We start from the raw sequence: 21454 nt of genomic DNA, 5'->3' as shown, positions 1-21454 counted from the left end.
AGAAAACATTGACAGTCAACAAGCCCTGACCGTAGCTATCCGCCGATTTCAGCAAAATGTGAGCACCAGCCAACCCATGTCGCAATCTACAATCTCCAACGACCCTTTGACAGCTTCCCTGAAAGAAGCACGTCAACCCAGCGGTCTGGTTGTGCGGTTTGGTCCAGATGATGGGTTGGATATGGCAGCCGGAGCCAGGCTGGCACCTTTGCAGATCGGCTATCAGACCTATGGCACACTGAATTCTGACAAATCCAACGCCGTTCTGGTGTGTCATGCGCTGACAGGCGACCAGCACGTGGCCACGAATAACCCAATAACAGGAAAGCCCGGCTGGTGGGAATCCATGGTGGGGCCGGGCAAGCCTGTCGACACAAACCGATTTTTCGTTATTTGCAGCAATGTTGTTGGCGGATGCATGGGGTCCAGCGGCCCTGCCAATGAAACACCGGATGGGGTTCCATATGGATTGGGATTTCCGGTTGTCACCATCAAGGATATGGTCAATGCGCAGGCCAAACTTGTCGATCATCTTGGCATCGATAGATTGTTCGCCGTCATAGGCGGGTCCATGGGTGGCATGCAGGTTCTGCAATGGGCTGTCAGCTATCCGGAACGGGTTTATGCGGCCGTGCCCATCGCAACAGCCGCGCGCCATACATCACAGAACATCGCCTTTCACGAAGTTGGCCGTCAGGCGGTGATGGCCGATCCTGACTGGCATGGCGGTGATTACTACAGTTTCGGCATACGGCCCACCAAGGGTCTGGCTGTGGCGCGTATGGCTGCACACATCACCTATCTGTCGGAAGGGGCCCTGCACCGGAAATTTGGCCGTAATCTGCAAGAGCGGGATGACATAACATTTGGGTTCGAAGCCGATTTTCAGATCGAATCCTATCTGCGTCATCAGGGTATGAGCTTTGTGGATCGGTTTGACGCAAACAGCTATCTCTACATGACCCGGGCGATGGATTATTTTGATCTGGCACGCGAGTTTGGCGGAAAGCTTGCTCATGCATTTGATCAGACCAGCACCCGTTTCTGCTGCGTCTCATTTTCCAGCGACTGGTTATTTCCGACCTCGGAAAACAGGGCCATTGTTCATGCTTTGAATGCGGCTGGCGCGAATGTGTCGTTTTTGGAAGTGGACACGGATAAGGGCCACGATGCCTTCCTGCTGGAAATTCCTGAGCTTTTCGACACGGTCGGCGGTTTTGTCCGCGCAGCAGCCGATGAGTTGGGTCTGGCGGAGACAGTATGAGCGATTTCACCAGCGGCCCAACCATTGATCTGACGATGACGGCGGACCCGAATCGGGCCGACTATCGCGTCATTTCTGAAATGATTCCCAACGGCGCAAAAGTTCTGGATGTCGGCAGTGGTGATGGCGCGCTGATTGCACTTTTGAAGCATGAAAAGAACATCGATGCCCGCGGCATCGAAATCAGCCAGAAGGGTGTCAGTCTGGCGGTTTCGAAGGGTATTTCGGTGGTGCAAGGTGACGCGGATAAGGATCTTTTCCACTATCCGGATAATGGTTTTGACTATGTGGTTCTGTCGCAGACCATTCAGGCGACCCGCAGCCCGGAGACCGTTTTGCGGGAATTGCTGCGCATCGGCCGGCACGCCATTGTGTCTTTCCCGAATTTTGGCTTCTGGCGCATGCGCGCCCATTTGCTGCTCAAGGGCGAAATGCCGGTGACCGAAGATCTGCCCTACACCTGGTATGACAGCCCCAACATTCATTTTTGCACGATCCGCGATTTTTTTGATCTGTGCGAAAAGGCAGACGCCAAAATCGACAAATTCATCGCTCTCAGTGGCGGCCGAAATTCGCTACCAAACGCCTGGCCGCTGGCGGCCAAGAATATATTGGGCGAGCAAGCGGTCTTTCTGCTGTCGCGGACGGGAAGGTGAGTTGACCAGTTCAGCGGCTTTAGACCTTAACTACCATTAGCCGAATTTGCCGCAGATCTGTTGAAACTCAAGACCTTTTGCCAACAATTGTCATGATTCAGCACAAACCCCTCTTGATAGAGGTGCTGGTAAAGCCCTGTCAGGGCAGCATCGCCGACCAGATGCGGGTGAATTTCTACAATGATCTTGTCGATTGAATTCAACGGCGCACGTTTCAATGTGTCTACTTCAGCGCCTTCCACATCTAAAACAAGAACATTTGGCTGAAACGAATTTACGATTGAACGAATATCATCGCACGGAATGCTAATTTCCTTTGTTTCGTTCCGTGCAATGCTGCTGGATGACAGGACATTGTCATGGACAAAAAACTGTAAGCTTCCTTCTTTGTCGGAGAGCGCTTTGTTTCGAATCTCAAACGAAAAGCCGTTTGCAGCCACATGTTTTGACAGTAATGCGTGAGAGCTGGGAGAAGCCTCATAAACCAACAGGTTTTCATTGCCTACAATCCTGGCAATCTCCATGGATACTAGGCCGAGACCACCGCCTCCCTCCAGCACCCGGTCGGTTGGCTTCAGAGCGCGTTTTACAATCGCCCTCTCAGCGCTTTCATAATCTGCCCGCCACAACGCTCGCCGTAACCCTTGGGGCATCTTATTATCAACATTCAGATATATCCCATCAAAATTGACGCGACCGCCGCCGAACCAACGGCGCCAACGCGCCGCCAGCCAAGAGACTGATTGTGACTTGATATCACTGTCGATGCTTGAAACTTTCATTTTTGGGGCGCTGCCTTATCGTCCAAGCGGGGCATCATCTATGGCTTAAAACCGTTGGATGATACATCTATCGCTGCTAAAAATATGAGACGTTTGCGTTTTTAGTTTGGATAATCCCAGGCGACAAGTTATTTGATTTTCTCAAGGAAAAGTTCGCGGGCGAGCTTTCGTTTGGATGTTGAGCGGTAGAATTCGGTGGCAATTGACGCAAGGGTAAGAAGCGGCCTCAGACAGTTTCGCAAACTGTTGAAATCGAAGCGCCGCCGGGGCTCGGAAACAGGCAACTATCGAATTCCCCGAACAAAGCCATTGGCTAGATCCAGTGAGGGATTGGCGTGCGTCACAATTCTGAAAAACGAAGAAGATTACCTTGATGAGTGGATTGAATTTCATCTGATGATGGGATTTGACCATTTCTTCATCTACGATAATGGATCGACCGACAACACACTTGATATTCTTGCTAAATATCAACAGCGTGGCGTTGTGACCGTGATACCATGGTGCAATTTTTCGCAGGTTTTGCATCCGCAGAAGGCGGCGAATGCTCATGCAATAGCAAATTTCTGTACGCCCTACCGATGGGTTGCATTTTTTGATGTTGATGAATTTCTATTTTCGCCCACTTCGGAAACGCTAACTGAGGCTCTGGAGAAGGTTTGCGATCAGATATGTGTCTCCATACCCTGGCAAAATTTTGGGCCAAATGGCCATAAGTCAAAACCGGAAGGCCTGGTGATAGAAAACTATACCGAAAAGGGTGCATTCCCTCCTGTCCCCGAACAAAGGTCACTGCTGCGCTATAAAACAATCCTCGACCCTACAAAGGTGTTGGCTGCCGGAACCCATTGCTTTCATTTCATTGATGTAGGGCCAATGCTGATAAATGAACGGGGCGAAACGATGCAGCAGCATCAGTTTGAAGATGTTAAATTTGCTGTATCCGAGCATTTTCAGCTGAATCATTATTTCACACGATCGGAGCAAGAGCTTGAGAAAAAACGTCAAAAAGGACGAGTCTCGAGTAAGGGAGCAAAGGTTTCAGATTTTGTAGATAACCGGCTGAACCAGTATAAAATTTCAACATGTGAAGACCTAAAAATACTTCAGTTTTTGCCTCGTTTAAAAGACACCAGGCTCATGACCCATTAGATCCATCATAAGGTTACAACTGCGATGCGCACCCGGAAGAAGAGTATTAAGTTCAAATATCAATTTGCTATGGCTTCATGATCGTAAGTTACAAGAACAAATTTATATTCCTTCACTGCAGAAAAACTGCCGGCAGTTCTATAACTGTATCTTTGACCAGGTATCTGGGGCAGTCTGATATAGTCTTGGGTTCGATAACAGACTGCATTAGACAGGGCGTTCGCCCGCCGCGGAGGATGTTGATGGAAGCACTCCGTCATCCCAAATTCTCGGCAATTTACAAAAAGCTTATTGTGGGGGAGGTCTGGAATTTTGTTTCGTCGAGCAATAAAAGTTATTACTCAGGTATTCTAGGTGAAGTTCCCCAACATGCACCAGCTAAAATGGTGAGCCAAGCATATGAGGCTGAATGGGCTGAATTTACCAAATTCTGCGTTGTCAGAAATCCGTGGTGCAAAACGTTAAGCGATTATTATTGGAAATCAAAAGGCGTGCAGGACCCACCAAGTTTTTCTGATTTTGTGAAAGCGCTCTCGAGCGGCGACCCATCGGTAAAGATAGTCCCGCTTCATAATTCGAATTGGGATATGTGTGCAATTGATGACAAAATCTGTGTTGACAGGATAATTAGATTTGAAGATCTCAACAATGGACTGAACGATGTTATCAAAGAGATCGGAATTGACTGGGACGGTTGGCTGCCGCAGTCAAAATTGAATTCCACAAAGAAAATCCGACAGTATCGGGATTATTACGATTCAGAGACTAGAAATATAATATCAGATATTTATGGACGAGAAATCGATCATTTTAATTATCGGTTTTGAACAAATCGCGTCGTTCCAAAGCCTGATCTGAAACGCCCACCGTTCCGGTCGGCATGACTGCGTTCATCTGCATCCATGGATTTTTGTCGGCAAAATGCGCGTGATAGGTTTCAAGTTCTGCCGGATCCAGACCGCCTCCCAGCAATCCCAAACTTTCGTTGGATGTGAGATTGTGGCCGAACATCATGACGGGCACAGTGGAGACGAAGTTCAATTCGTCGCAAAAAGCCTGCCACATGGACGGGTCAGTCTGTGTGGCATAGACTAAAGACAACAGTTTTTCAGGGATGTCCGTTTGCTGCATTGTCCCACACTGCCAACCTACCTGTCATGAAGCTAGCAGCAGGGGTTTCAACAGTAAATGCGGCGAAGCGCGGATTGGATAACGCAGTCTTGAGACTGTGCGCATCGACAATCAAAAGGCCGGTCCGATCAACGCCATATGTTGCACCGCAAATTTACGGCTTTCGGGACACGTGAAGGGCAGCAGCATAATTGCTTTGGGTCATTGCTGTCTTCATATCTGTTCCCCGGGCCAATGCGGCAAACAAGGTGCCAACAAATACGTCACCTGCACCATGGGTACTGACCAATTCGACGGTATCGGCCTCTATTGAAAAAGCTTCGTGATCATTAGAGGCATAGGCCACACCGTCACCGCCTGCAGTGACGATGGCATGGGGCACGCGGTTTGCCAGAGCGCTGGCGGCTGACAGGGCGCAGGCAAGATCGTTCACTGCCACATCACACAAATCCTGCGCCTCAATTGCATTGACGACAAGCACATCGACCAAATTCAGAAATTCGTCTGACAGGGGGCGGGATGGGGCCGCATTCAGGCCGACCAGCATGCCATGGTTCTTTGCGGCCCGGGCCGCATGTAGGTTGGCGCTTTCGGGGATTTCGTTTTGCAGGATCAATGTCCTGGCACCGGACCAGATGCTTTCATCGCTCAGATGATCTGTCCCAAGAATGGCATTGGCACCCGTTACAATGACCGCGCCATAATCGCCCCCGGCATCCATGATCGCGACACTCATTCCAGATCCGCAGGCATTGGTTGTGGTGATCCATTGGGTGTCCAGACCGTGGGCTTTGAGGGCCTCCAGCATGAAGTCTGCAAAATTGTCAATTCCAAGCGCGCCGACGAAACGTGTATCCGCACCGGCATGATGGGCGGCCACTGCCTGATTGCCGCCTTTTCCGCCAAACTTTGGATACCATCTGGTTCCGGTGACCGTTTCACCTTTGCGTGGTCTGTCGGGTGCATCAACCATCAGGTCGTAATGCAGGCTGCCCACAACAACCACGCCGGCTTTCGGTTCGGTCATTCTCAATCCTATTTTTCGCGTTTCGCGGAGACGGCTTTCATGGTCTTGTTCAAATTGCGTTCCGCAGCTGCAAAATCGCGCTGCGCAATGGCCACGAACAGCGCATCCAGAATGTTGAGCTGCGCAATCCTGGCCGCTGCATTTTCACCCAGTAATGGAGAGCCCTGGGCGGTTGAACACAGCACGACATCAGCAGCTTCTGCGATGGGAGAATCGCTGTAATTTGTAACAGCGATCGTCCGCGCGCCGGATTTTCGGGCAAGCTTCGTGGCTTCCAGAACGGCAGTCGTTGTGCCTGAATGACTGAAGACCACGACTGCGTCATCCGGTTTTAGAATTGAGGCTGACATGAGCATCATGTGCGAATCGTCATAAATGGCAGCCCGCAGCCCAATACGCAGGAATTTATGCGCAACATCTCTTGCGATTTGCGCAGATCCGCCAATGCCATAAAAGTCCCGATGGGTGGCACGGTGCAGAATGTCTGCTGCGCGGTCGAAGGCTTCAACATCCAGTATGGCAATTGTCTCCTCCAAGGCCTGCATGGATGTGTGAAACACTTTCTGGATGACGCTTGCCGATGAATCATCGGGTGAAATCTCGCGGTACAGATTGGCGGCATCCGATTGGTTGTATTCAACCAGTCCAATCCGCATTTCCCGAAACCCGGTAAAACCGAGCTTCTTGGCAATTTTGACAATCATGGCCTCAGAGACAGAGGATTGTTGCGCGATTTCCTTGAGTGGCGTGGCCTCCGTCAGGTCCTTGCGCGCCGTAATTGCGTCCACGACCCGAAGTTCCAGCGGTGTCAGTTGTGGCAGTCGCATGCGGATTTGCGCGCCAATCGCCCGAGGATCTTCAATGTTCATTTTGGCTACTTGCCTCTTGTTGCTCTATCAATAAGCATGGCAGCAATGATGATTATTCCGGTTGCCAGCAATTGGTAGAAGGCCTGTACATTCATCAGTGTCAAGCCATTGCGCAATGCGCCGAGTATGATTGCGCCAATCAGAGTGCCGACAATACTGCCTTTTCCGCCCATCAGTGATGCGCCGCCAATGGCAGCTGCCGCAATTGCATCCAGTTCCCAAAGGTTGCCGATGGTTGGCTCTGCAGCGCCAAGGCGTCCAACCAGTATCATGGCTGCAATTGATGCAAGTGATCCGGAGATGACAAATGTCGCAACTTTGGTTTTGGCCACTGGCACGCCCGCAATACGTGCCGCTTCCTCATTGCCGCCAACGGCCAGAATATATTCGCCCAATGGCGTTTTATTGAGGAGAATCCAGAGCAGCAAGGCAATGGCTGCAACGATGATGACAGGATTGGGAATGCCCAATAATGTGCCGTTTGTGATCGCCCGAAACTCTGGCGGAATGCCAAATACCGGGTTGCCCCCGGTGTAGATCAAGGCAAGCGCACGATAGAGCGACAGGCCACCCAGGGTCACGATGAAGGGCTGCAAACCTGCATAGGCAACCAGCACACCATTGAACAGGCCGCACAGAATTCCAACGCCAAGAGCTGCCAGAATTGCCAGATAGATGGGAACACCAGCGACCATTAACGTTGCGCCAATAACGGCAGATAATGCAGCGGTGGGCCCTACGGACAAGTCAATTCCACCGCTGATGATCACCAGCGTCATGCCAAGGGCAATGACAGCGTTAAGCGATGATTGCTGAAGAATGTTGATGAGATTGGGCGCTGTCAGAAACACAGGTGTCAGCAGAGAAAAGACGACGACGATTATCAAAAGACCCAAAATTGTGCCAGCATCGCGCAGGCTTACATTAAGTCGGAAAAAATTGAGGCCTTGGGAGGGTGCATCAGCACCGGGTGTTTGTGTCATTTCAATTTCTCTGGATGGCAATGATCTTGTGTCATGCGACAGCCTGATCTTTTCGGGGAATCGCGTAGTGGGCGATCCTGTCTTCCGTGATGTCGTTTTTTTGCAGATTGGCAACGAGCCTGCCTTCCTGCATGACGAGGACGCGGTCGGATAGGCGGATGATTTCTGGCATTTCGGATGACACGACGATGATGGCCTTACCCGCTTTGGCGAGTTCTTCGATCAGATTATAAATCTCTGATTTTGCGCCGACATCGATGCCGCGTGTGGGCTCATCAAACAGGAAAATTTCGGTGGAAGCGGCCAACCAGCGGCCAATAATGGCCTTTTGCTGGTTTCCGCCGCTGAATGTTCCGATGGCCTGTCGTACATTGGGCGGGCGCAGCCTCAGATCAGACATCACCTGCTCAGCCTTCTTGTGCATCAAGCCATGACGTAACAAGCCTGATCTGGTGAACTGACCCATTGACGGCAATGCCATATTGGAAGCGACAGAGCGGGCATGGATAATGCCTTCGCGTTTGCGCTCTTCCGGCACCAGCCCTATGCCCGCCCGGATTGCGGCGCGGGGGTCATGCGCCCTGACCGGTTTTCCCATGACGCGGATATTGCCGCTTGAAGGTTGGTCAAGACCGGCGATCAGCCGTAACAGTTCTGTTCGGCCGGAGCCAACCAGACCGGAAATGCCCAAAACCTCGCCGCGATGCAGTGTGAAATCGGCATCAATCACAGCTTTGCCACGGCCAAGCCCGTCTACCGCCAGAATTTCTTCGGCTGTTGCATAGCTTGTGTGGGCAGCATGCAGAACTTCACGCCCAACCATTTTTGAAACGATGCTATTTTCGGTTTCATCCGCAATATCGACAACAGCAACATGTTTGCCATCGCGCAAAATGGTGGCCCGCTGACAGACCTGAAACACCTCATCCATCTTGTGGGATACATAGATGATTGAAACGCCCTTTTCAGACAGGGTTTTGATCAGTTCGGCAAGACGCTCAAACTCGCTGGGTGTCAGGCTTGAGGTCGGCTCGTCCATTGCAATGATGCTGGCTTGCTCCAACAGGGCGCGCCCGATTTCGACAATCTGTTGCTGTGCCACTTTCAGGGTTTTGATCGGGGCAGCGGGGTCTATGGTAGGGTCAAGATCAGCCAGAACATCTCTGGCGCGCTGTTCCTGTGCGCGGGTGCGTACAAACAGGCGGCCAGCACTTGTCAGAGGCCGTCCCAGAAACATGTTTTGTGCAACAGATAATTCCGGCACGTGCTGCAATTCCTGGTGAATCATGGCTATGCCAGCTTCGCGGGCAGCAATCGGATTGTGGATTTCGACGGGCTTGCCGTCGATTTCAATCTGACCCTGATCGCCGGGGCGCACTCCGGACAGGATGTTCAGCATGGTTGATTTACCGGCACCATTTTCGCCAAGCAGGCCGTGCACTTCGCCAGCCTTCACATTGAAGGTGATGTCATCAAGCGCGACAATGCCTGGATAGGTCTTTGTGACGTTTTTGAGACTGAGGCGGTACTCGGGCGATGACACGGAAATTCCTCATCCGAAATGGGGCTTTGTTCAGTTTAGCTGGCCCGCAGCCAATCAGCCGCGAGCCAGACCTGGGGGGAGAACCCTTATTCAGCCATCAGAATTTTGCGCAATGCAGCCATATCTGTTGTCGCATAATCTTCGACATTGTCTTTGGTAATGAGGGCCTGTGGTGTTGCCACAACACGCGGCAGGTCCTGGCCATCCAGAAGGCGGAGCACAACTTCCATGGCAATTTCGCCGGTCAGAGCCGGAAAACTGTCCACGGTACCCGTCAGGTCGCCTGACCGGATTGAGGCATAGGCATCGGAAACACCGTCAGTGCCGAACACAGCGACCTGCTCTTGCAGACCAGCGGCTTTGACAGCCTCCACCACACCAAGTGCCATGCCATCATTATTGGCATAGAAACCGATCAGGTCCGGGTGCTGCTGCAGAATGTTTGCAGCTGCATTGAACGCAAGTTCCCGGCTCCAGTTTGCGGGCACGCTGGCGACCACATCCAGGCCATCTGCAGCTTCAATGGTTTCAGTGAAACCGGCTGTTCGCTGACCGGCAGCAAATACGCCCGGCTGGCCTTCAATGACAGCAACCTTGCCGCCACTGGTGTTATCAACAAACCACTTTGCAACGCGGACGCCATTGTCCTTCTGCACATTGCCGACATAGTGGGAAACCGTTGGAATGACAGCGTCATTGACGTTGAGAACTGGAATGTTTGCAGCAATCGCAGCTTCATAGGCAGGCATCAAATTGGCATCTGTTTGCGGCGAGAACAGAAGCGCGTCGAAGCCCTGTGTAATCAGTGTTTCCGCAATGGACAGCTGGCCCAACTGGTCGCCTTCATTGGCGGCTGCCTGATAGACAAACTCAATGTCGTTGGCTTTGGCGATGTTTGCATAGCCTTCGCCAAGTGTGCGCCAGTATTCATTGGTCAGGGTTTTGGAAACGCCACCGACCCGCGTGCCATCTGGAACAGTTGGAAAAGCGCCAAATTTGGCTTCCAGCTCGGACCAGTCCATGCGGTCTGGCTCGCTGTCGGAGTTAAGCGGCGTCATCTCCTGTGCGGATGCGGTGCTGAAATTCAGTGCAAGCGCGCCAGCTGCCAGTGTGAGTAAGAATTTGTTGTTCATGGTATCCTCCCGTTGAACATGTTTGGTTGCTTTGGATAGTGGATGGATTTGGGCTGTTTCAGGCTCCCAGAATGGCTTGATTGACAATCGTCTGGGATGAGACAGCATCTTGTCTGGCAATGGCATCGCTCAAGCGATTGTCGGCTTCCAGGCGGCCGATGGCTGCCATCAAGCCGTTGACTGTTGCGATGTTGGCTTCACATTCTTTCACCGGGTCCAGTCCGCTGGCATCCGGGAATGTGTCGAAATAGATGGCACCTTCGTAGCCGTCCTTTTTGATCTGCCACAGCAGTTCAAGGGTTGCCTTGGTGTTCACCGATCCGACCATCAGCCCGTCATCGCGCTTGCCATAGCCGTCGTTCAAGTGAACGCCGAGCAGCTTTGAATGGCGCGCAATCATGGCCGCTGCAAAGGCAGGAACTTCATCGGCGTAAAGAACGTGGGCAAAATCCAGGGTCACGCCAAGATTGTCAGAGCCGGCTTCCTTAATGGCCAGAAGCGTGGTTGCCATATCTGGCAACAGGGCAAAGGCGCGGGGCTCGTTGGGCTTGTATTCAATGCTGACAGCGCAGTCTTTATCGTGGTCAGCCACTTCGCGGATGGCATCCACCTCGTCCTGCCACATCTTCGCGTAGTCGGCCTGAAAGCTGTAATCAAAACCGTCCTGTCCAAGCCAGATGGTCATCAGGTCCGAGCCGGTCGCCCGGGCCGCATCAATGCCTCTTTTGGTCAGGTCAATGGCCTCACGGCGAGTGGCTGCATCCGGGTTTGTAAAGGCGCCCAGTTTGAAGCCGGGATTGGTGTAATAGCGCATCGCCAGACCGTTGATCTGAAGGCCCAGATCATTCAGCCGCCGGGTTTGCGCCAGCACATCTTTTTCCACATGATCGGGGAAATTCAGATCGACATCAGTCAGACCTTCAGCAGTTGAGGCGCGCTCGGCCATCTGCATGGGAGAGGGCTTGCCGGTCAGATCAGGCCAGTATTCGTGCGCCCTGGAGGCAAACGAGTTAAGCCTTGTCGCAAATCTCTGATGTGGCACCGCTTCCTCCAATAATTCTTACTTCACAAATAAAAGTAATTTTGTGAATTTGTCAATTAGGAATTTTTTGAGAATGTGTAAATGCTTGAAATGGAGAAGAAAAGTCACTTTGGGGGCGTGTTAATTTGGGTCGGAAAGACCCTGTGAACGGGATAATCGGGGTGGCTAATTGCTGGATATGTATAGCTGAATGTCAGAAAAATCGGCCAATTGGGGCGCTGTAAACGAAATTGTAAAATGGCTGCTACATTTCATGGGCGCTGAGGTTTAAGTCGCTATTCGAAGACCGTCCCTGATTGACCGCTTTTTGCGTGCAGGGAAAGGTCGGCCTGCTCTGTATCTTCCTCACGAACCTCGATACGGCAGTCACGGGAATGACCTTGATAAATCACGAGCATCGCTGTCCGTTTCAAAGTGGGGAAGGCCTTGCTGGTGGGTATCCGTGGGTCCAGATTTCACGTGCATTCTGGATCACATCGCGCAGAAATGTATTTCAGAACGGCCCCAATCATGAGAGAGGTAGCTCACTTTAGAAAACAGGATAGATATGCGCCGATTTCTCTGCCCAAATTGCAACAATCAGATTCATTTCGAGAACACCCAATGTGTCAGCTGTGGTTCTGGTCTTGCCTATATGCCTCTGCAGGATCAACTGGTAGTTCTGAACGTTGAATCTGCTGGGTCGGGCGGCACTCCGCGCCCCTGTGCAAACCGCGATCTTATCGGTTGTAACTGGTTGTGCGCGCGTGACGCTCAGAGCAAGTTTTGTTTGAGTTGCCTGCACACGACGAAAATTCCAGACACATCTGATGACGAACGGCGACAACGATGGGGGCGACTGGAGCGTGCCAAAAGGCGGTTGTTTTATGCACTGATCAAATTCGGACTGCCTCTGGCGGTAGAACGCGACAAGTCCGAAGGGGCCCTGCATTTCGAGTTGCTGGGCGATGAATCCCATCCGAACGGCAATGAAAAGCGCGTAATGACGGGCCACTACAATGGCCGGATAACGATCAACATTGATGAGGCTGATGACGCCATTCGCGAAAAAAAACGGACGACTCTGGGTGAGCCTTATCGAACGCTGATTGGCCATTTTCGGCACGAAGTGGCGCATTATTATTGGGACAGACTGATCGCGGGAAAAGATGTCATCAGCGCCTGTCGCGCCTGTTTCGGGGATGAACGCCAGAATTACGCCGAAGCGCTGAAGGCGTATTACATCAATGGCCCGGTTTCTGACTGGCAGCAATCCTATGTCAGTGGATATGCAAGCGCCCATCCCTGGGAGGATTTTGCTGAAACATGGGCGCACTATTTTCACATCGTGGGTGGATTAGAGACAGCGCGCGCCTATGGCCTGAACCCGCAACCTTCGCACCCCGCAGCGCCCGTTCTGGCGCAGTTGGAGGACCCTTACCATGTGTCTGATCACCTGCAACTGATCCAGCACTGGATTCCGCTGACTGTTGCAATGAATGCAATGAACAGATCTATGGGTATCAGCGATTATTACCCATTTGTCCTGTCACCGCGGATATCGGAAAAGCTGAAATTTGTTCATGATCTGATTGAGGCGCAGCAACAATCCATCAAGGGTCCGCCATTTAACGCAGAGTAAGGGTAGCGGGCACTGCACAGTAAGGCTAGCGGGCACTGCATAGTGAGGGTGGCTGGAAATTTGGATCATGATGGTTTGATTCAATGCCGTCTGGCTCACAAGAAGTTTGCCTATGCGCCAAACACATTCCACCCGGTCTTTGCCACAAGCATTTCCAGCGCCATTGTCCCGAGTTTTGAGTTGCCATTCGGATCCAATCCGGGTGACCAAACCGCAATCGCTGCCTTGTCAGGAACAATTACGAGAATCCCCCCGCCGACGCCGCTTTTTCCTGGCAAGCCGACACAGAACGCAAATTCACCGGACCCGTCATAATGGCCGCAGGTCATCATGATGGCATTGATGCGTCGTACCCGGTGTCGGGGAACCACTTTCGAAGCGGTCAATGGGTTCATACCGCCATTTGCCAGATAAAGACCGGAGCGTGCAAGCTGGACGCAGGTCATGGCTATGGCGCATTGGTGAAAATACACGTCCAGCGTTTCCTCAACCGGATGATGCAGATTGCCAAAAGCCCGCATGTAGTTGGCCAGCGCCGCATTGCGGAAACCGGTATCACCTTCCGATTGCGCCACATCCTCATCGATCATAATGGAATCGTCATCTGCCAGGCATCTGATAAAGCGCACTATCTCGCCGATAGTCTCTTTGGGTTGGTGATCTGCAAGCACAACATCAGAGACGACAATGGCACCGGCATTTATGAACGGATTCCTTGGAACGCCTCTTTCCTGCTCAAGCTGCACAATGGAATTGAACGCTGTCCCTGAAGGCTCTCTGCCAACCCTTTCCCATAATTTGTCCCCAATCTTTCCGAGCGCCATCGTCAGCGTGAAGACCTTGGATATGCTTTGGATCGAGAACGGCTCGAATGCATCACCGGTGGAAAACAACTGCCCGTCAATGGTTGCTATGGCCATTCCGAAATGCTGGTTGTCCTGTTTGGCGAGTTCTGGAATGTAATCGGCCACTTTGCCGCGATCAGTTTGGTTCGAAAGCGTCTGGCTGATGTCATTCAGCAGCGATTGCAAATCGAGCATGTGGCGGGTTCTCTAACATGGATTGGCAGGTGATTGAGTTCTACACTTGGGCCATCCTATCATGGGTGATCCATTCGTATACTCCGAAAAGCGGAATTGAATCGCTGTGCTCATGCGTCAAGTAAAGAACGGCTGTGTGTTCATCGCGACAGGGTACACTTCATGCAGCATCGCGTATGTTGGATGCTCTGTTTTTTCTATTCAGACCGCGCCAATTCGACCCCCCAATTGAGTTCAGACCCGGCTGGAGGTCACAGAGATATTCTCGCCTGGTGACCAGGACAGGGGGTGGAATGCAGACATTCAGAAAACACGATGAATTGGAGCATTGTGTCAAGAACGAGCGAAGACATGTCAGTCCGGTACTCAAGATATGGCACGCTTGAAAGCAAAATTTTGTTCGAGCTCGCTTAAATCAAGCCTTGCTATTACCTCAATTGGGGTATAGCGCACGTAAATCGATATGTACTGGACTTCTTGTCTTCTATGCCTGTCTTTGATGACTGCGCACTTTTCAGGCGATTCTACATAAATCGAGATAAGGGAATGGACGCAGATTTCTGTGACCCATTCATTTGTGCATTTATTATTGAAAGGAAATTCTCATGAAAACGGGAACCGTAAAATTTTATAACAGCCAAAAGGGCTTTGGATTCATTGAGCCGGAAGATGGTGCAAAAGACGTGTTTGTTCATGCAACAGCACTCGAAAGCGCCGGAATCAGCGGACTCTCCGAAGGCCAGAAGGTTTCATTCGACACTCAGGATGACGCCCGCAGTGGTAAAGTATCAGTTGGTAAAATTGAACTTCTCTGATTAGCGTTTGGCTCTATCCGAGCCGCAAAACCGTCAATCAAATTGTTAAAAAACGGCAGAGCATGGCTCTGCCGTTTTTTATTGGGAACCCGTCCAGCAAGCATGGTTCCAGAAAATTGAAATTGCTCTCTTCGCTAGGGCATGCGTGCCAGCACGCCGCCAAACTATCTTGCTGCAACTTCCCAAATATACGCAAAATTTACTGCATATTGCATTTTTTTTTGCTGCATCAGATGGGCGGTTCTCTGTTGCGTGATGATTTTTGCTATGCATGCTTCAATCTTTTGGTTGCATGCAGGATTGCAGACCTCAGTTGAAAGCGGAGAAGAGCAAATTGTCAGGATCAGGCAGAAACAGGCTGGCGAAACTCGCTTATGGCATTGAAAACCTCATCGATCGATTTCGTCCTGCCAGATCGAGAGACAACCTCACGATTGATCCCTTTATAGGATATGGAACGCCAGAGGGCGTGGTTGTGCACGGGCGTGTCCTCAGCCGCCGGCAGGCAGAAGCGGTATCAAAGGAGCCCGGTCTGCTGAGGAATATGCGCGCCATGGCGTCGCATTTCGTGACACGGGAAGTTGGTGATGTGGAGGTCGAGGTTGCAGGTATTAAGACCCGCAGTGGAGAGGAAGGCTACTTCAAGGTGTGTGTCCCTGTCCCTCATAAACAGACAGCGTATCTGACTGTCACGCTTCCCGCCCATGGCTATGAATGTCAGGCGCCGATTGTCATCCCCGACCCGGATGCCCAGTTTGGGATTATTTCCGATATTGACGACACGATCATGCAGACCGGTGCTTTCAATCTGGCGTGCAATCTTTGGACAACCCTGACCGGCTCTGTGGAAAGCCGGAAGATTTTCCCTGATACGGTTGCCCTCATACGGACGCGTCAGGCCAGCAAGAACCCGGTTTTCTTTGTCAGTTCATCTCCATGGAATCTGCACAGTTTTTTGAGCGCTGTTTTTCAACGAAATGATGTGCCCTTTGGCCCTAAATTTCTGCGTGATCTTGGCATCAGTAAAACGCAATTCATCAAGAGTTCTCATGGCTCCCACAAGGGTGATGCGATTGACACGATCATTTCAGCCAATCCCGGCCTCAGATTTGTTCTGATCGGAGATACAGGGCAACATGACGGGCAGGTTTATCTGGAGGCAATTGAGCGTCACAAGACGGTTATTGCTGAGGTCTGCCTGCGCCATGCAGGCCCGATGGATGATCTTGATGCCGATATTGCAGATAAAATCCGCAGCACGGGTGTCGCCTTGTACACAGGGCCGAACTTTGCCCCGCTTATCGAAACTACGCAATGATCCTTTCAGGCAGAAGCTGGCGCGGTCAGAACGCGCAAGGCGCTGCGTAAATCTGAAAGCATATCCTGCTGTGCGGTTTGAGACGCTGCGCCGGTCATGCGCAAAATGGCAGATGGATGAAACGTGATTAAAACCGGTGTTCCATCCGGCAGTCTTTCCACTGTTCCCCTGCGTTTCAAAATTCCATCGCCGCGTCCTGTCAGTGCCAGCGCGGCTGACCCGCCCAGTGCGACGATTGCTTTTGGGCGAATGACGGCGCGTTCCGCCTCAAGCCACCATTTGCAGTGCGTGATTTCCGCTTTGCTGGGGTTTTTATGGATGCGCCGCTTGCCTCTTGGTTCAAATTTGAAATGTTTCACCGCGTTGGTGAGATAGGCTCGCTCGCGATCAATTCCGGCTTCTTGCATCAGTCTATCCAGAAGCTGACCTGCAGGACCGACGAATGGTCGGCCGGCCAAATCCTCCCGGTCGCCCGGTTGTTCTCCAACCAGCATCAACTCCGCATCGGCTGGTCCTTCACCAAAGACTGTTTGTGTCGCATTGCAATGTAACGGACAGCGTGTGCAGCCTGATGCCCGAAGCTTCAAGTCATCCAGGCCACCGGCAGCGATCTGCTGATTTGCTTTTGCATTCTCAAGCTCTTCGCGCTGCTGCATCATGGACCGAAGTCGTTCTGCGCGAAATGGTGGCTGTGTTGCAGCTTCCCTCTGCATGGCTTCCGAGCGGCTTTGCGCGGTGGCGATCATTTCAGGAATCAAAGCGGTTTCGGGCATGTTGCGCCAGTACTTCTTGGGCATTTCCGACTGCATGGCCTTCACTTTGAGGCGCGCTGGGTTGAAGATGTTCAGATAATAGGTGTTCCACAATTCGCCGGTTTCGTCTTCTGGTACGTGCGGTTGGGGCACGTCTTTTGAAAATGACAAAGCGCCATCGTGCAATTGGGCACAGCCCTTGGGCGTCTCGATTATCCAATCCATATCTCCGAAGCGGTTTGCGAAGAATGGGCCAGCGCGTTCGATGATCCAGTGATCAGGTTCAAACCATGCATGGAACGCCCGCGGCCCTGTTTGAGCATTGGATATTTCGCGAAAGCGCACGAAAGCCGTCATTTTGTGGCAGTCGCGGCGTACGGATTTTGCCATGTTCTGCAGCCTGGATATCAGTCTGGATGAGCGGTCCTGCAGAAGATGGCGCTCGGCCTGTAAACGCCACAAGGCATGATAGAGCAGATGAAATCGCTCCGGATCGGAATGGCAAAGGACAGCTTTCATCAATTCGATATAGGCTTTGGGAACGCTGATGCTGTCTTCCGGCACGCTGCCTTTTGATTTCCGCAGGTCGCGTCGGTTATGGCCAAACAAATCTGCCTCTGTTTCACTGTCGCTGCGCCACAACAATTGATCGGGCGGTAATTGCTCAAGAACGGCTAACCGGGCTTTTTCGCGAAAGGCTTTTTCAAACCCCATCAGGGGCAGTGTCACTGTTACCTCTGCTGCAGATATCAAAGCAGCACCAATTGTTCCGGTGGCGGTGCAAAACGTGCGCGCAGATTTTCACTGTCAGTCAATCCGCCAGGTGACCAGTCCAGCAGGGTCACAAAGGGTTTGGCCTTGGACATGATTGCACCCATGCGCAGCATGTCATCATAGCGCAAAGTCTTGTGTCGGCGTGTCTGCAAAATGCGCCCCACCGTTTTTGACCCGAACCCGGGTACGCGCATGAGACTGCGTTTGTCAGCCGTATTGATGCAGACGGGGAAAAGGGCGCGGTTGGCAAGGGCCCAGGCAAGCTTTGGATCGATATCCAGGTCCAGCATCCCGCCAGCGTCGGGTTGCAGGATGTCAGAAACCTGAAAATCATAAAACCGCAGCAACCAGTCAGCCTGATACAGTCGGTGCTCCCGCAACAAAGGCGGTTTTATCAACGGCAGTGTGCTGGATGCATCGGGAATGGGGCTGAAGCCGGAATAGTAAACCCGCTTCAGATTGTAACTGGAATAGAGTCTTGCGCTGCTGTTCAAAATATCAGTGTCGTTGGAGGCGTCAGCGCCCACAATCATCTGTGTGCTTTGGCCCGCCGGAGCAAATTTGGGTTTGCGGCGACCGGTATGTGTTGCGTCCTTGTTTTCCTCAATCTGGAGACGGACATCCGCCATGGTCTTTCGGATTTGGTGTGGCTTTTTTTCTGGTGCCAGTCTGGAGACGCTTGCATCAGTTGGCAGTTCCACATTGATCGACAGACGATCAGCATACAGTCCTGCCTCTTCCAGAAGTTTCGGGGAGGCATCCGGGATGGTTTTCAGGTGGATGTAACCGCGAAACTGATGGTCGTCACGCAGGGTCTTTGCAACCTGCACCATCTGTTCCATCGTATTGTCGCTGGAGCGAATAATCCCGGAGGACAGAAACAGGCCTTCGATGTAATTGCGGCGATAGAATTCCATCGTGAGCCAGACAATCTCCTCCACACTGAATCTTGCACGTTCCACATTGCTGGAGGCCCTGTTGATGCAATAGACGCAATCGAAAATGCAAAAATTGGTCATCAATATCTTGAGCAGTGATATGCAGCGGCCGTCCGGCGCATAGGCATGGCAAATACCGGAGCCGGTGGTCGATCCCAGCCCGCTGCCATTGCGGGAATTGCGACTGGAAGTGCCGCTGGAGGCACAGGATGCATCATATTTTGCCGCATCACTGAGAATGGCCAGCTTTTGTTTCAGGGTTTTCTGCTTCATATGTTCACTATATGTTCTATTTTGCAATGTGTCTTTAGCAATTGACATAGTGGGCATATTTTTTGGGTGGTCTGGCCCAGATTCAGGCCCGGATGATGGAACCTAAACAGCCCTGTGGTGTTGTTAACCCAAGTCGTCACCGAGTGATGATGTGACAACAAGATATGTTTTTTATGGAGCGTTGTATGACTGAGACTCACGAGAATTTCTGGGACCTGATTGAAGATCACAATATCTGCATGGTAACCACAAATGATGGCGGTAAGCTGCGGTCTCGCCCCATGGCCCCACGCGTAGAACGTGAAGCGGGCGTCATACATTTTCTGACGGAAAACGGCACTCCGAAACTGGATGAGTTACATCACGACAGTGATCTTGCGCTGAACTTTTCAGATCCGTCAGATTATCGCTTCGCTTCAGTCTCGGGCCGCGGAGTGGTCTCCAGAGACCGCGCATTGATCAAAAAATTGTGGGGACCCTACTGTGAAATCTGGTTTGACGGCGATGCAGACACAGCGGACGTTGCCGTAATTTCCGTAAGGCCGGAGCAGGCGGAATATTGGGATAACACCAGCGGTAAAATCAGGACAGCATATGAGATGGCAAAGGGTTACTTCACTGACCAACAGCCCGATGTCGGTGACAACAGAAAAATGAATTTTTAGCATCGTCGGGCGTGACAGGATTGTGGTTCTGCCGGGTCGATGCGGGGACGAGTGTGGGCCGCAACTGTCTGGATGATTTGGCCTTGTTTGCAACGGGAAGCCCCTGATACAGACGTTTGGTGGCCTCTGCCACAATGACACCTGACAAAGCGGGCCAGAATTTCTGGCCGGCCTTTTCAATGGCATTGGCTGATCGCAGCATCATGCGTGAAGTGGAGGGCGGCAGATACAGCGCACCATCCCATCTTTCCGGTGAGAACAGGGCATTTCGCAAAAGTTTCTGCAATTGGCCTCGGCTGAATGGCCTACCGAAGCCGAAGGGTGATGCTTCCAGCCGCGACCACAGGCCACCACGTGAAGGAACAATAATGATAATGCGTCCACCAGGTGCCATGACGCGCCAGGCCTCCTGGAGAGTAGCCAGTGGATCATTGACCATTTCCAGCGTGTGGACCATCAGCAGTCGGTCAATTGAGGAATCGGGCAAAGGAAGGGCTGTTTCATCCACCAGCACAGCCGAACGGTTTCCTTCTTTTGGCCAGGCAAAAATGCCTTGCCCTGCGGGCATAAAAGCAAAAACCCGCTCGCTGCCTTCAACAAATGCGCCAAGATAGGGTGTTGGAAATCCAAGCCCCAGGACACGATCCTGTTTGGTATCAGGCCAGAACTCCGTGAGTTTTCGTGACAATATGCCAGCTGCAACCCGGCCCAGCGGGGTGCGATAAAATTCCAGTAGATCGACAACATCCAATTGCATTGGCTACGTATATCCCACACTGTGCCGCTTGGGAAAAGGAATGAGGAAAATTATGTCCGAACTGGTCATTGAACAATTCATGTGCCGAAGCGACAATTTCGGCGTTCTGGTGCATGATCCGGATACCGGTCTGACCGCGGCCATTGATGCGCCGGATGGACAACCCATTCTGGACGCGCTGGACCGCAAGGGCTGGAAGCTCAGCCATGTGTTCCTGACCCATCATCATGCTGATCATACCGCAGGCCTGCCAGCCCTGCATGACCGGTTTCAGCCGCGCCTGATCGGCCCCAAGCGTTCCATGGAAAAAGTGAGCGGCATTGATTTGCCGGTTTCGCAGGGCAATGTGATCGAGTGGTCCGGGCGGGACATCAACGTGCTTGAAACGCCAGGACACACGCTTGACCATGTGAGCTATTGGTTCAGCGATGACAAAATTGTCTTCGCCGGAGATACATTGTTTGCCCTTGGCTGTGGCCGGGTGTTTGAGGGCGACTACGCCATGATGTGGGAATCGCTCGAAAAACTGGGTGCTTTGCCAGATGCAACGCGGCTCTATTGTGGCCATGAGTATACATTGGCAAACGCGCGCTTTGCGTTGTCGGTTGATCCGGATAACGCAAAACTCAAGGCGCGGGCCGAAGAGGTTGCGCGGTTGCGCAGGGATGATCTGCCAACCTTACCCAGCACCATAGGGCTGGAGCGCCAGACCAACCCGTTTCTGCGCGCGGATGAAGCGGATTTGAAACAGGCCATTGGTATGCCCGATGCCAGCGCAGAGAGTGTTTTTGGTTTTCTGCGGGACGCCAAAGACAAGGCCTGATTTTTTTTATTACGGTGTCAGGAGGCCAGTGTCTGGTCTCAATTGGCAGATTTAATTGGCGCTGTCTGGAAAGTCCGATTGGAAAACGAATCACTT

General features: G+C 52.0%; 21 protein-coding genes. 9 read left to right on the top strand and 12 right to left on the bottom strand.

The genetic code is table 11. From position 1 onward, the window contains the following. Positions 1-76 precede the first annotated feature (76 nt). Positions 77-1264 carry a homoserine O-acetyltransferase gene (locus tag RAL91_RS21235; RefSeq protein ID WP_306258243.1) on the top strand — a complete coding sequence of 396 codons (1188 nt, stop codon included), beginning with the start codon at positions 77-79 and terminating at the stop codon, positions 1262-1264. Beyond that, positions 1261-1920, top strand: coding sequence for a methionine biosynthesis protein MetW (gene metW / locus RAL91_RS21230; RefSeq protein WP_371932448.1), 660 nt, complete (start codon positions 1261-1263; stop codon positions 1918-1920). Before RAL91_RS21235 ends, metW begins: the two co-directional genes overlap by 4 nt. A gap of 26 nt (positions 1921-1946) precedes the next feature. Here the strand turns inward: metW and RAL91_RS21225 are convergent, their stop codons facing one another. Then, the gene (locus RAL91_RS21225; RefSeq protein WP_306258242.1) at positions 1947-2702 is read right to left on the bottom strand and encodes an FkbM family methyltransferase; all 756 of its coding nucleotides are present in this window, start codon (positions 2700-2702) and stop codon (positions 1947-1949) included. 195 nt (positions 2703-2897) lie between these two features. Here RAL91_RS21225 and RAL91_RS21220 point away from each other — a divergent pair, with 195 nt between their 5' ends. Further along, positions 2898-3854, top strand: coding sequence for a glycosyltransferase family 92 protein (locus tag RAL91_RS21220; protein WP_306258241.1), 957 nt, complete (start codon positions 2898-2900; stop codon positions 3852-3854). A 77-nt stretch (positions 3855-3931) separates the two neighbouring features. Continuing rightward, positions 3932-4681, top strand: a complete 750-nt coding sequence (locus RAL91_RS21215) for a sulfotransferase family 2 domain-containing protein (protein ID WP_306258240.1) — start codon at positions 3932-3934, stop codon at positions 4679-4681. Here the strand turns inward: RAL91_RS21215 and RAL91_RS21210 are convergent. The 7 genes from RAL91_RS21210 to RAL91_RS21180 form a co-directional block, all read right to left on the bottom strand. Then, the gene (locus RAL91_RS21210; RefSeq protein WP_306258239.1) at positions 4665-4985 is read right to left on the bottom strand and encodes a hypothetical protein; all 321 of its coding nucleotides are present in this window, start codon (positions 4983-4985) and stop codon (positions 4665-4667) included. The two genes, RAL91_RS21215 and RAL91_RS21210, sit on opposite strands and share 17 nt — an antisense overlap. A 154-nt stretch (positions 4986-5139) precedes the next feature. After that, the gene (locus RAL91_RS21205; protein ID WP_306258238.1) at positions 5140-6012 is read right to left on the bottom strand and encodes a ribokinase; all 873 of its coding nucleotides are present in this window, start codon (positions 6010-6012) and stop codon (positions 5140-5142) included. 8 nt (positions 6013-6020) lie between these two features. Continuing rightward, positions 6021-6881: a MurR/RpiR family transcriptional regulator gene (locus RAL91_RS21200; RefSeq protein ID WP_306258237.1), complete on the bottom strand. Its 861-nt coding sequence runs from the start codon at positions 6879-6881 to the stop codon at positions 6021-6023. Positions 6882-6886: 5 nt separating this feature from the next. Beyond that, positions 6887-7864 (bottom strand): ABC transporter permease, encoded by a 978-nt coding sequence (locus RAL91_RS21195; protein WP_306258236.1) that lies wholly within the window; start codon positions 7862-7864, stop codon positions 6887-6889. A 31-nt stretch (positions 7865-7895) separates the two neighbouring features. Then, positions 7896-9407: a sugar ABC transporter ATP-binding protein gene (locus RAL91_RS21190; RefSeq protein WP_306258235.1), complete on the bottom strand. Its 1512-nt coding sequence runs from the start codon at positions 9405-9407 to the stop codon at positions 7896-7898. Between the two features lie 86 nt (positions 9408-9493). Further along, complete coding sequence (locus tag RAL91_RS21185; protein ID WP_306258234.1) at positions 9494-10540, bottom strand: substrate-binding domain-containing protein; 1047 nt, start codon at positions 10538-10540, stop codon at positions 9494-9496. A gap of 58 nt (positions 10541-10598) precedes the next feature. Then, positions 10599-11582: a sugar phosphate isomerase/epimerase family protein gene (locus RAL91_RS21180; RefSeq protein WP_306258233.1), complete on the bottom strand. Its 984-nt coding sequence runs from the start codon at positions 11580-11582 to the stop codon at positions 10599-10601. A 547-nt stretch (positions 11583-12129) separates the two neighbouring features. On the opposite strand from RAL91_RS21180, the gene RAL91_RS21175 reads away from it, so the two are divergent. After that, complete coding sequence (locus tag RAL91_RS21175; RefSeq protein WP_306258232.1) at positions 12130-13203, top strand: putative zinc-binding metallopeptidase; 1074 nt, start codon at positions 12130-12132, stop codon at positions 13201-13203. 110 nt (positions 13204-13313) lie between these two features. Here the strand turns inward: RAL91_RS21175 and RAL91_RS21170 are convergent, their stop codons facing one another. Next, positions 13314-14243 (bottom strand): glutaminase, encoded by a 930-nt coding sequence (locus tag RAL91_RS21170; protein ID WP_306258231.1) that lies wholly within the window; start codon positions 14241-14243, stop codon positions 13314-13316. A gap of 605 nt (positions 14244-14848) precedes the next feature. On the opposite strand from RAL91_RS21170, the gene RAL91_RS21165 reads away from it, so the two are divergent. Together RAL91_RS21165 and RAL91_RS21160 are read left to right on the top strand one after the other, a co-directional pair. Continuing rightward, a complete protein-coding gene (locus tag RAL91_RS21165) occupies positions 14849-15058 on the top strand; it encodes a cold-shock protein (protein WP_306258230.1) in 210 nt (69 codons plus the stop codon). A gap of 334 nt (positions 15059-15392) precedes the next feature. Further along, a complete protein-coding gene (locus tag RAL91_RS21160; protein ID WP_306258229.1) occupies positions 15393-16376 on the top strand; it encodes a phosphatase domain-containing protein in 984 nt (327 codons plus the stop codon). A gap of 5 nt (positions 16377-16381) precedes the next feature. Here the strand turns inward: RAL91_RS21160 and RAL91_RS21155 are convergent, their stop codons facing one another. Both RAL91_RS21155 and RAL91_RS21150 read right to left on the bottom strand, forming a co-directional pair. Further along, positions 16382-17842 (bottom strand): UdgX family uracil-DNA binding protein, encoded by a 1461-nt coding sequence (locus RAL91_RS21155; RefSeq protein WP_371932561.1) that lies wholly within the window; start codon positions 17840-17842, stop codon positions 16382-16384. Between the two features lie 35 nt (positions 17843-17877). Further along, positions 17878-19113: a putative DNA modification/repair radical SAM protein gene (locus RAL91_RS21150; RefSeq protein ID WP_306258227.1), complete on the bottom strand. Its 1236-nt coding sequence runs from the start codon at positions 19111-19113 to the stop codon at positions 17878-17880. A gap of 185 nt (positions 19114-19298) precedes the next feature. Here RAL91_RS21150 and RAL91_RS21145 point away from each other — a divergent pair, with 185 nt between their 5' ends. Beyond that, positions 19299-19778, top strand: coding sequence for a pyridoxamine 5'-phosphate oxidase family protein (locus tag RAL91_RS21145; RefSeq protein WP_306258226.1), 480 nt, complete (start codon positions 19299-19301; stop codon positions 19776-19778). On the opposite strand, the gene RAL91_RS21140 is transcribed toward RAL91_RS21145, so the two are convergent. Continuing rightward, complete coding sequence (locus RAL91_RS21140; protein WP_306258225.1) at positions 19729-20535, bottom strand: class I SAM-dependent methyltransferase; 807 nt, start codon at positions 20533-20535, stop codon at positions 19729-19731. The genes RAL91_RS21145 and RAL91_RS21140 overlap by 50 nt on opposite strands. A 52-nt stretch (positions 20536-20587) precedes the next feature. On the opposite strand from RAL91_RS21140, the gene gloB reads away from it, so the two are divergent. Beyond that, positions 20588-21358: a hydroxyacylglutathione hydrolase gene (gene gloB, locus RAL91_RS21135; protein WP_306258224.1), complete on the top strand. Its 771-nt coding sequence runs from the start codon at positions 20588-20590 to the stop codon at positions 21356-21358. The last annotated feature ends 96 nt before the right edge of the window (positions 21359-21454 follow it).

Source organism: Pararhizobium sp. IMCC21322 (assembly GCF_030758295.1).
In the GTDB taxonomy this organism is placed as follows: domain Bacteria; phylum Pseudomonadota; class Alphaproteobacteria; order Rhizobiales.
The sequence above is the reverse complement of the archived record's forward strand: the minus strand, read 5'-3'. Positions and strand labels throughout refer to the sequence as shown.